Annotated in this window: 12 protein-coding genes; 5 read left to right on the top strand and 7 right to left on the bottom strand. The window is 66.9% G+C overall.

Annotated features, from left to right (window positions below):
- The 6 genes from VLA96_08030 to VLA96_08005 all read right to left on the bottom strand — a co-directional run.
- The coding region (locus VLA96_08030) for a DnaJ domain-containing protein (GenBank protein HSE49138.1) at positions 1 to 289 on the bottom strand (289 nt) is incomplete at its 3' end.
- A gap of 54 nt (positions 290 to 343) precedes the next feature.
- Positions 344 to 934 (bottom strand): nucleotide exchange factor GrpE, encoded by a 591-nt coding sequence (gene grpE, locus VLA96_08025; protein HSE49137.1) that lies wholly within the window; start codon positions 932 to 934, stop codon positions 344 to 346.
- A 5-nt stretch (positions 935 to 939) separates the two neighbouring features.
- The gene (hrcA, locus tag VLA96_08020) at positions 940 to 1,986 is read right to left on the bottom strand and encodes a heat-inducible transcriptional repressor HrcA (protein HSE49136.1); all 1,047 of its coding nucleotides are present in this window, start codon (positions 1,984 to 1,986) and stop codon (positions 940 to 942) included.
- 115 nt (positions 1,987 to 2,101) lie between these two features.
- The gene (locus tag VLA96_08015; GenBank protein ID HSE49135.1) at positions 2,102 to 2,938 is read right to left on the bottom strand and encodes an Mrp/NBP35 family ATP-binding protein; all 837 of its coding nucleotides are present in this window, start codon (positions 2,936 to 2,938) and stop codon (positions 2,102 to 2,104) included.
- Positions 2,939 to 3,030: 92 nt separating this feature from the next.
- Positions 3,031 to 3,570 (bottom strand): acyl-CoA thioesterase, encoded by a 540-nt coding sequence (locus tag VLA96_08010; protein ID HSE49134.1) that lies wholly within the window; start codon positions 3,568 to 3,570, stop codon positions 3,031 to 3,033.
- Positions 3,567 to 3,995: a hypothetical protein gene (locus VLA96_08005; GenBank protein ID HSE49133.1), complete on the bottom strand. Its 429-nt coding sequence runs from the start codon at positions 3,993 to 3,995 to the stop codon at positions 3,567 to 3,569. Before VLA96_08005 ends, VLA96_08010 begins: the two co-directional genes overlap by 4 nt.
- A gap of 189 nt (positions 3,996 to 4,184) precedes the next feature.
- On the opposite strand from VLA96_08005, the gene VLA96_08000 reads away from it, so the two are divergent.
- Positions 4,185 to 4,499: a tetratricopeptide repeat protein gene (locus VLA96_08000; protein HSE49132.1), complete on the top strand. Its 315-nt coding sequence runs from the start codon at positions 4,185 to 4,187 to the stop codon at positions 4,497 to 4,499.
- Here VLA96_08000 and VLA96_07995 read toward each other — a convergent pair.
- Positions 4,496 to 5,308 (bottom strand): SDR family NAD(P)-dependent oxidoreductase, encoded by an 813-nt coding sequence (locus tag VLA96_07995; GenBank protein ID HSE49131.1) that lies wholly within the window; start codon positions 5,306 to 5,308, stop codon positions 4,496 to 4,498. The two genes, VLA96_08000 and VLA96_07995, sit on opposite strands and share 4 nt — an antisense overlap.
- Positions 5,309 to 5,364: 56 nt before the next feature.
- Here VLA96_07995 and VLA96_07990 point away from each other — a divergent pair, with 56 nt between their 5' ends.
- The 4 genes from VLA96_07990 (at position 5,365) to VLA96_07975 (ending at position 10,659) form a co-directional block, all read left to right on the top strand.
- Complete coding sequence (locus tag VLA96_07990) at positions 5,365 to 5,970, top strand: LON peptidase substrate-binding domain-containing protein (GenBank protein ID HSE49130.1); 606 nt, start codon at positions 5,365 to 5,367, stop codon at positions 5,968 to 5,970.
- Positions 5,971 to 6,103: 133 nt separating this feature from the next.
- Complete coding sequence (locus VLA96_07985; GenBank protein HSE49129.1) at positions 6,104 to 7,597, top strand: hypothetical protein; 1,494 nt, start codon at positions 6,104 to 6,106, stop codon at positions 7,595 to 7,597.
- Positions 7,598 to 7,627: 30 nt separating this feature from the next.
- The gene (locus tag VLA96_07980; GenBank protein ID HSE49128.1) at positions 7,628 to 9,424 is read left to right on the top strand and encodes a VWA domain-containing protein; all 1,797 of its coding nucleotides are present in this window, start codon (positions 7,628 to 7,630) and stop codon (positions 9,422 to 9,424) included.
- Positions 9,421 to 10,659 (top strand): VWA domain-containing protein, encoded by a 1,239-nt coding sequence (locus VLA96_07975; GenBank protein ID HSE49127.1) that lies wholly within the window; start codon positions 9,421 to 9,423, stop codon positions 10,657 to 10,659. Before VLA96_07980 ends, VLA96_07975 begins: the two co-directional genes overlap by 4 nt.
- The last annotated feature ends 24 nt before the right edge of the window (positions 10,660 to 10,683 follow it).

Raw genomic sequence — 10,683 nt, 5'->3', positions numbered from 1 at the left:
CGCCGCCGAACATGTCGCCGAAGCCGAAGATCTCGCCGAAGATGTCGCTGAAGTCGGTGAAGATGGAGGGGTCGAAGCCGGCGGGGCCGCCCGCGCCCGAGACCGCGGCGTGACCGAAGCGGTCGTAGGCCGCGCGCTTGTCCGCGTCGGCGAGCACGCTGTAAGCCTCGCTCGCCTCCTTGAACTTCTCCTCCGCGTCCGGGTTGTCGGGATTGCGGTCGGGATGGTACTGGAGCGCGAGCTTGCGGTAGGCGCTCTTGATCTCGACGTCGGTCGCGGTGCGGCTCACGCCGAGCACTTCGTAGTAATCGCGTTTGGTCCGGGTCGGCAGAGGGGTCCTCTTCTACTTCTTGTGATTGCGGGCCACGCGCACCATCGCGGGACGCAGCAGCCGGTCCTTGAGCTTGTAGCCGCGTTGCAGCTCGTCGAGCACGTGGTTGTCGCGCGCGCGATCAGTCTCGACCATCTCGACGGCCTCGTGGACGTGCGGGTCGAAGGGCTGCCCGGCAGCGGCGACCGGCTTCACGCCGAGCTTGCCGAGCGCGTCGGCCAATTGCTTGTGGATGAGCTCCACGCCGGACTGGAACTCCTTCGCGTTGTCGCGGTGCGCGAGCGCGCGCTCGAAGCTGTCGAGGATGGGCAGCAGCGACTTCACCGCCTCGGTGAGCGCGTAGTCGCGATAGTCCTGCTGCTCCCTGGCGGAGCGCTTGCGCGCGTTCTCGAACTCGGCCTGCAGGCGCGCCAGGCGGTCGAGCAGCGCATCACGCTCGCTGCGCAGCCTGGACAGCTCGTCGGCGGCGGGCTGCGCCTGGTTCTCCGGCGCGCCCGGCTGGCTCTCGACGAAGCCGTCCTCCTCCGCGGGCGGCAGCTCGTGCTCCAGCTCCGGAGTCTCCAGCTCGGCTTCCTTGCCGTGTTTTCCGTTCGGCTTACTCATGGCCCTTATTCTTCCGTCCCATTCAGGATCTTGTCGAAGAGTTGCGCGATGTAGGACACCGCGGTGATGGTGTGCTCGTAGTCCATGCGTGTGGGCCCGATGACGGCGAGCGACCCCATCATCTCCTGCCCGACGCGCGCCGGGGCGCCGATGAGCACGAAATTCCGCATCTCGGGAAGCGCTTCTTCCAATCCGATGACCACGCGCACCGCCTCCTGGCGCTCGTCGACGTACGCGGACAGCAGCTCGACGACGCGCTGCTTCTCTTCCAGCGTGCGCATCAGCTGGCGCAACCGGTCGCGGTCTGCCTCGCTCACGACCAGGTTCGAGACCCCCTCGACGAACACGCTGCGCGCGGTCTCGCCGCCCAGTGCGCCGCCCTGGTAGAGCTCGCGCACGCTGCGCATGAGGTTGTCGTACTCGCTGCGCTCCTGCTCCAGGCGCCGTACGAGTTCCTGGCGGACCTTCTCCATCGTCCAGCCGCGGAAGTTCTCGTTCAGGTAGCGCCCGGCGGCGTCGAGGTCCGCCTGCGAGAGGTCGTGCTCGACGCGAAACACGCGGTCGCGCACGACGCCGCCCTTCGCCACCACCACGCCGAGGATCTTCTTCTCCGCCAGCCGCGAGAAATGGATGTGCTCGAGCGCGTTGCTCGGTCCCGAGCCGGCGACCGCGACGCCGACACTGTGCGAGACCAGCGAGAGCACGCGCGAGGTCCGCTCCAGGAACTCCTGCGGGTCGGAGATGCCGCCCAGCGTTTGCTGGATCATCCCCTGGTCGGCCTGCGAAAGGTGCGCCTTGCCCGAGATCTGCTCGACGTAATAGCGGTAGGCCTGCGGCGTGGGCACGCGGCCCGCGGAAGTGTGCGGCTGCTCGAGAAATCCGGCGTCGGCGAGGTCGGCCATCACGTTGCGGATGGTCGCCGCGCTCAGCCCGTCCTTATTCGCGCGCGAGATGGTGCGCGAGCCTACCGGCTCTCCGGTCGCGATGTAGGTCTCGACGATGGCCGTGAGGATCTCGCGCTGGCGCGGCCCTACGGTCTGCTTCTCCGCCATAATCCCTTTGGATGCAGCGACTTACGATAAAGTCGCAGACAATCCCCTACCCTTGATTGTAGGGAGAGTGCCCCGCAGCGTCAACGCTTAGCACTCCGGGCACCAGACTGCCAAACTACTGGATCTGGATGACGTTGTCGGGCGCGGCGGCCTTCACCTCTTCGAGGCGCACCTTTACGCGCTCGGCGAAGTCGAAAAAGGACTTGGCGCGCGGGTCCTCGGGGCCGGCGAGCGCGACGGGAGAGCCCGAGTCGCCGCCCTTGCGGATGTCGGGCGCGAGCTCGATGGTCCCGAGGAACGGGATGCCGAACTGCTTGCCGGTGCGCTCGGCGCCGCCCTTGGAGAAGATGTCGATCTCGTGGTGGCAGTGCGGGCAGGTGAAGTAGCCCATGTTCTCGACGATGCCGAGGATGTCGACCTTGACCTGGCGGAACATCTCGATGGCCTTGCGGGCGTCCTGGAGCGAGACGTCGGACGGCGTGGAGACGACGATGGCGCCGGTGAGGGGCACGGTCTGCATGAGCGAGATGGCGACGTCGCCGGTGCCGGGCGGCAGGTCCACGACAAGGTAGTCGAGCTCGCCCCACTCCACCTGCTGCAGGAACTGGCGGATGAGCTGGTGGAGCATGGGCCCGCGCCAGACCAGCGGCTTGTCGCCGGGGTTGAGGAAGCCGACGGAGATGAGCTTGACGCCGTAATTTTCGAGCGGCTCGATGCGGTTCTCGCCCACCACCTTGGGCTGCGCGCTGGTGTTCATCATCAGCGGGACGTTTGGGCCGTAGACGTCGGCGTCGAGCAGGCCGACCTTGTGGCCGAGCTTGGCCAGCGCGATGGCCAGGTTCACGGCGATGGTGGTCTTGCCGACGCCGCCTTTGCCGCTGCCGACCGCAACGATGTTCTCGACGCCCGGGATGGCTTGCGGACCGCGCTGCGGCGCGCCGCCTGCATGCATGTGGCTCACGAAGACTCCTCTGGAACCTTTGATTATACGCGGCGGAACGCGGGGGCATGGTCTCGCGCCGGCGCGTGGCCGGCGCCCACCAGCTACTGTCTTGTCCTCTTGCGGGCGGCTTGCTCCTGGATGCGGTGCTCGCGGCGGCGGCCGGCGCCTTCGTAACGGCGCTTCTCTTCCGGCGTCTCGGGGACGACGGGCGGGACCTCGAGGCGGCGGCCTTCGCGGTCGATGGCGACGAAGGTGAGGTAGGCGGAGCTGATGTGGCGCGTCTGCCCGGTGATGTAGTTCTCCACCCAGCACTTCACGCCGATCTCCATGGAGGTGCGGAAGGCGCGGTTCACGCTCGACTTGAGCACCAGCAGGTCGCCGACGTGGACGGGCGCGAGGAAGTCGAGGTGGTCCATGGAGGCGGTGACGACGTAGCTGCGGCAGTGGCGATGCGCGGCCATGGCGCCGGCGACGTCGATGAGCTGCATGAGGCGGCCGCCCATCAGGTTGCCGAGCGGGTTGGTGTCGTTGGGGAAGATGACCTCGGCCATCTGCGACTGGGACTCGCGCACCGGCCGCGGCTCGAGCGTGCGGGGGACGTTCGCTTCGATCGAATCCTTGGAGGGCTTGCCGTCGTTCATTTTGCGGTCGTGGCCTTGGCGGCCGGATGCCGCGCCAGGTACGACTCAAGATAACACTGCGCCTTCTTCTGCACACGCTCGTCGGGGTGCGGCGTGCTCCAGCGGGCGGTGGCGGGGTCGTAGCGCAGCTCGCCGTCGCTGACCGGCGCGTGTCCGCGCTCGAGCAGGTACTTGATGGCGACGAAGCCGTCGCTCGTCCTGCCCATGAAGCGCACCGAATCGGCGTCGCGGTCGTGCGGCAGCCGCGGGCAAGACTTCGCGTAGCCGATGTTGCAGAGCTCGCGCAGCTGGTCTTGCGTCGGCTGGTACGGCTTCTCCTGCGCGCAGCAGAAGCCGACGAAGCCGTCGCCCAGCGGCAGCCGCGCGCGGTGCTGCCACAGTTCGGCGTCGCAACGGTGCTCGGGAATGAAGTACGGACACGCCATGGCTTTTTCGCGCTTGTCATGCTGAGCCGCGGCAGCGGCGAAGCATCTCACGAGAAAGCCGCTTCCGTGAGATCCTTCGCGCGCGCTCAGGATGACACCGCGCGGGATTCTACAGCAGGATGCAAGTTGCGTTTTCCACCGCCTGTGCAGAAGATTGGGGTTACGGCATCCGCTGTAGGAGAAAAGGACATGGCCAGCCGCGCCGACATGCTCAAGGAATTCCTCGCGCAGAATCCCACCGACGCCTTCGCGCGGTATGGCCTGGCGATGGAGTACCGCAACGCCGGCGACACCGCCGGCGCGCTGCGCGAGTTCGACGCGCTCCTCCAGGCGAATCCCGATTACACAGCCGCGTACTTCATGGCGGCGCAGACGCTGGCCTCGGCCGGCCGCAACGACGAAGCCAAGCAGCGGCTGCGCGCGGGCATCGCCTCGGCGGAGCGCACCGGCAACCAGCACGCCAAGAGCGAGATGAGCGCGATGCTGGAAGAGCTCGGCGGCTAACAGGCGGCGGGCTCGGCGTCGGTGCGCTTCATGTTCTTTTTCATCATGCGGTCGACGATGCCGGGCGAGTGCTGGTACATGCGGATGGCGAGCGCGTTGCTGGCGGGCACCACGATCTCGCGCTTCCCTTTCAGGTAGGCCTTGAGGGTGGCGTCGGCGACGTCGTCGGGCGTGCCACCGCGGCGCGCGTCCCCGCCGTAGCGCAGCCGGTCCTTGCCCCGCACCAGGTTGTCCTGGAAGTTGGTGCGGATGTACCCGGGGCAGACGTTGAGCACGTTGACGCCGGTGCCCATGAGCTCGACGCGCGCCGCGTGCGAGAACGCGTTCACCGCGTGCTTGGTCGCGCAGTAGGCCGCCATGTAGGGCACCGCGATGTAGCCGGCGACGCTGGAGATATTGATGATGGTCCCGCTGCCTTGCTGCTTCATCAGCGGGATGACCGCCTGCATGCCGTGGAGCAATCCCCAGACGTTGGTGTCGAACATCTTGCGCGCTTCGTCGAGGTCCATGTTCTCGACTGAATCGTTCAGGCCGTAGCCGGCGTTGTTGATCCAGACGTCGATGCGGCCGTAGGTCTTGACCGCCAGCTCGCGCAGGCGCTCCACGTCCTGGCGCACGGTCACGTCGCATCTGGCGGCTTCGGTCTTGTCGTGGCGCCCGATGCGCTCGCGCGCGGTTTCCACGCGGTTGATGTCGCGCGAGGCCATGAGGACCTCGGCGCCGTTTTCGACGAACGCTCGCGCCAGCGCCTCGCCGATGCCCATCGACGCGCCGGTGATGACCACGATCTTCCCGTTCACGTTGTGCATGGGGCAGCTTCTATTCCTCTCCTCCAACCAAGTCAAGGACTAGAATCCACTGAGCGATGCCGCTCCTCCCGCTGTTTCCGCTGGAAGTCGTGCTCTTCCCCGGCGTGCCGCTGCCGCTGCACATCTTCGAGCCGCGCTACCAGGAGATGATCGGCGAGTGCCTGCGCGACCGGACGGAGTTCGGCGTGGTGCGCGTGGTGAATGACGGCATCGCCGCCGCCGGCTGCACCGCGGCCATCCTTGACGTCATCAAGCGCTACGACGACGGCCGCATGGACATCCTGACCGAGGGCCGGCGGCGCTTCGAGACGATCGCCCTCGACCAGGAACGCAGTTTCCTGCGCGGGGAGGTCGCCTTCTTCGACGACGAGCCGAGCGAGGCCTCCACCACCGCGGCACAGCGCGCCATCCGGCTCTACCTCGACCTGCTCGCGCTCGCCGACGTGGAAGCCGAGAACCCTCCCGAGCCCGGTCCGAATCTTTCCTTCCTCATCACCTCCGGCCTGCCGCTCGAACTGGACTTCAAGCAGCAACTGCTGGAGTCGCGGTCGGAAGCCAAGCGCATCGGACTGATCGTGGAGTACTACGAATCGCTCGTGCCACGACTGAAGCGGGCGCTCAAGGCGCGCAAGAAGTCGGGCGGCAACGGCCACGCGGTCTGAGCGCAGACCGCGGAACAGGGCGGCGGGACGCTCGCGACGGCAGGCGATCCCGCGATCTGGGATCTGAAACCTGCAATTCCGCGCGGCGTATAATCCGTAGCAGCAAGCAGGCAGTTTCAGGGGGCCTCACCGCATGTCCGTTCCCCGTACGCTCGGCGAGCTGCGCCGCAGCCCGTTCTCCGAACCACGTCTCCGGTCGCGTCGCGTGAAAGACGAGCTGCGCGAGAACCTGATCGCCAAGCTGCGCAAGGGGGAGAGCGCATTCCCCGGGATCGTGGGGTACGACGACACGGTGGTGCCGCAACTGGTCAATGCCATCCTGTCGCGCCACAACTTCATCCTGCTGGGGCTTCGCGGGCAGGCGAAGAGCCGCATCCTGCGCGCGCTCACCGGGCTGCTCGACGCCGAGACGCCTTACATCGCGGGCTGCGAGGTCCACGACAGCCCGTACGCGCCCATCTGTCGCCGCTGCCGCGAGCTGGTCGCGAAGGAAGGCGACAACACTCCCATCGCGTACCTCGCGCCGGAAGACCGCTACGTCGAGAAGCTGGCGACGCCGGACGTGACCATCGCCGACCTGATCGGCGACATCGACCCCATCAAAGCCGCGCGGGGCGGGCACGAGCTGGCGAGCGAGTTGACCGTGCACTACGGCCTGCTGCCGCGCGCCAACCGCGGCATCTTCGCCATCAACGAGCTGCCCGACCTCGCCGGCAAGATCCAGGTGGGCCTGTTCAACATCATGCAGGAGGGCGACGTCCAGATAAAGGGCTACCCGATCCGGCTGCCGCTGGACGTGGCGCTCGTGTTCAGCGCCAACCCGGAGGACTACACCGCGCGCGGCAAGATCATCACGCCGCTCAAGGACCGCATCGGCTCGGAGATCCGCACGCACTACCCCGCCACCGTCGAGGAAGGCATCGCCATCACGACGCAGGAGGCGTGGGTGGAGCGCGACGGCTTCCAGCTGCACGTGCCCGGGTTCGTGCGCGAGGTCATCGAGCGCATCGCGTTCGCGGCGCGCGAGGACAAGAAGATCGACAAGCGGTCGGGCGTGTCGCAGCGGCTGCCCATCAGCGTGCTGGAGAACGTGATCTCGAACGCCGAGCGGCGTGCCATCCGCAACGGCGAGGACCACGTGGTGCCGCGCATCGCCGACGTCTACGCGGCCATGCCCGCCATCACCGGGAAGCTGGAGCTGGAATACGAAGGCGAGATGCGCGGCGCCGACCAGGTGGCGCGGGAGCTCATCCGCGCGGCCGTCGCCAAGACCTTCGACCGCTACTTCAAGGAGGCGAACCTGCAGCAGGTGGTGCAGTGGTTCGACCTGGGCGGCGAGATCAAGGTGGCCGACGGCGCGGGCGCGAAGGACGTGCTCGCCGGGCTGAAGAACATCCAGGGCCTGGTGGAGAAGCTGAGCCCGCTGCAGGTCTCGCTGAAGGACCGGCCGGAAGTGGTCGTGTCGGCGGCCGAGTTCGTGCTGGAAGGATTGCACGCGCACAAGCGCATCGGGCGCAACGAAGAGCGGGTGTACTCCGCGGGCGAGAAGCACGCGCGCGCGGAGGCGGCGCCGGCGTTCGGCGAGGCGCCGCAGCGCGAGCCGCGCTCGCGGCGAGGCTACAACTAGTTCCCTGATCCCCTTTTCCGAGGTGATGCCATGCGACGCCTGTTCTTGATCGTGCTGGGGGGAGCGCTGCTCTCCGCCATGTTCGCGGCGCAGGAAGCGAAGCAGCAGGAGGTCACGCCGACCATCCGGGTGAACAGCCGCGTGGTGGCGCTCGACGTCATGGTCACCGACGCCTCCGGCAAGCCCGTGCTCGACCTCAAGCCGGACGAGCTGGTGGTGGAGGAAAGCGGCAAGCCGCAGAAACTCACCAGCTTCGAGCTCATCCGCGGCGGGAGCGGCGAGCTCGACACGCTGCCGGAGACCATCTACAGCAACCGCCCGGAGTTCCTGGCGCCGCGCGGCAACTACACCATCCTGCTGGTCGACGCGCTGAACACGCCGTTCGAGCACATGGCGTTCGGCCGCGAGCAGCTCATCCGCTACGCCGCCAGCCAGACCAAGCCGGGGCATCGCATCGCGGTGTACGCGCTCGACACTTCGCTGCACAAGCTGCAAAGCTTTACCGACGACCCGCAACTGCTGGCGGCGGCCATCGAGAAGAGCGGTCTCCAGTCACAGAAGACGGCGACAGCGAGCCCGCAGGTGACGCCGACCGTGAATCCGGGCGCGATGGCGGCCGGAGGCGGTCGGGGTGGCGGCGGCTTCGGACGCACCGCGTCCCTCATCTCCACCCTGAACGCGTTCCAGGCGGGGGGCGTCGCCGCGTACAACGAGCAGGTACGCGTGGGAGCGACGACTGCGGCGCTGAGCGCGCTCGCGCGCATGATGATCGGCATCCCCGGACGGAAGAACCTGGTGTGGCTGACGGCGGGCGTGCCCATCACCCTGGACGTGAGCGAGATGACGGTAACGACCGTGCTCGGCGAGCGGCCGTCGAACGACCCGACCGCCCCTCCGCCGCTGCAGCGCGAAATGAGCTACGACGCGTATGAGCAGAACGTGCGCCAGGAAGCGGCGCGCAGCGTGAAGGAAATGGCTTCGCTGCTGCAGCAGGCGCAGATCTCCGTCTATGCGGTGGACGCGCGCGGGCTGTTCGGCAGCACCAACCAGACGAACGCCGCTTCGAGCGGCCTGAACTCTTCCGGCCTGCTCGTGATGGGCAGCGAGTACGGCGGGAACGTGGCCGCGTCGGGCAAGGCCATCTCCGACTCGCAGGCCAACATGAAAACCATCGCGCAGGAAACGGGTGGGCGCTACTACATCAATCGCAACGACATCGACAAGGCGGTCGCCCTCGCCTCGGAAGATGGCGGCACCTACTACGCCGTCTCGTACTCGCCCGACAAGAAGAAATTCGACGGCGGGTTCCGCAAGATCAGGGTCAGCGTGAAGCGCCCCGGCCTGACGGTCCGGCATCGCACCGGCTACTACGCGATCGACTTCTCCAAGGGCAGCAAGAAGGACAAAGAGAACGAGCTGGCGCAGGCGGTCAGCCTCTCCGGGCTGGCGCCCTCGACCATGCTGATGTTCGACGCGCGCATCACCTCGTCCGCGCCGGCGGCGAAGACGACGGTGCCCGTCCTCTTCCGCGTGCCGATGGGCAATTTCACCATCCAGGACGCCGGCGAGAAGGGCAAGAAGCTGGACCTGGATTTCGTCGTCAGCGCGATGCGCAACGGCAAGATGGTCGACAGCAAGGGCTCGACCGTGGCGACCACCGTGACCAACGAGCAGTTCCAGCAGGTCCAGGAAAAGGGCCTGCTGATGCAGCTGGAGCTCACGCTGCCGCCGGGCCAGTACGAGCTGGCGCTGGCGGTGCGCGACAATCCTACCGGCATGATCGGGACTTTGAACGTGCCGGTGGACCTGGCAGCGCCGGCGAAATGAAGTTCACGCGCTATTCCAAGTACGTCGCCGACGCGGCCGAGGGCGTGTCGCTGGAAGACCTGCTGAACGCGCTCTCCGACTACCTGCTGCAGTCCGGCTTCCATGACTCGTACGGCTTCTACGAGATGCAGGATGGCGAGCGCACGATGGAGGACCTGAAGCGCGCCATCCAGGAAGCGCTCGAGTCCGGCGACTGGGAGGACGAACTGCGCGAGCAGCTCGAGCAGATGCAGATGGAAGGACAGCTCGACGAGGTCATCGAGCGGCTGATCGAGCGGCTGGAGCAGCAGGACTTCATCACCATCGACCAGCCGCACGACCCGGCGAAGCAGTCGTCGCTCGGCGGGCAGACCGGACCCGCGCAGCAGCACGTGCGCTTCGAAGTGACCGACAAGAGCCTCGACTTCCTTGGGTTCAAGACGCTGCGCGACCTGCTCGGTTCGCTCGGCAAGGCGAACTTCGGGCGGCACGACACGCGCGACCTGGCCACGGGCGTGGAGGCCTCGGGGGCGGCCAAGCCTTACGAGTTCGGCGACACGCTCAATCTCGACATCACAGCCACGCTCTCCAGCGCCATCCAGCGCGAAGGCCTGGAGCTGCCGTTGAACCTCGAGTACTCCGACCTGCAGGTGCACCAGTGCGAGTACCAGTCGTCGTGCGCGACGGTGCTGATGCTCGACTGCTCGCACTCGATGATCCTGTACGGCGAGGACCGGTTCACGCCGGCGAAGAAGGTGGCGCTGGCGCTCTCACACCTCATCCGCACGCAGTACCCGGGGGACTCGCTCTCGCTCATCCTGTTCCACGATTCGGCGGAGGAGGTTCCGCTCTCGCAATTGGCGCGCGTGAAGGTGGGGCCGTACTACACGAACACCCGCGAGGGGCTACGGCTGGCGCAGCGCATCCTGGAACGCCAGCGCAAGGACATGAAGCAGATCGTGATGATCACCGACGGTAAGCCCTCGGCGCTGACGCTGGAAGACGGCCGCATCTACAAGAACGCCTTCGGCCTCGACCCGCTCGTCGTGAGCGAGACGCTGCAGGAGGTCTCGAAGTGCAAGCGCGCCGGCGTGATGATCAACACCTTCATGCTGGCGTCGGACTTCGGGCTGGTCCAGTTCGTGCAGAAGGTGACGGAGATGTGCCGCGGCAAGGCCTACTTCACCACCCCCTACAACCTGGGCCAGTACCTGCTGATGGATTACATGAGCCGGAAGATGCGGACGATTCACTGAACGGCGTCCGGCCGCTACTGCTCC

The sequence above is a fragment of the Terriglobales bacterium genome (assembly GCA_035457425.1).
Classification (GTDB): Bacteria; Acidobacteriota; Terriglobia; order Terriglobales; family Acidobacteriaceae; genus JACPNR01.
This window is presented reverse-complemented; position numbering and strand designations above follow the sequence as displayed.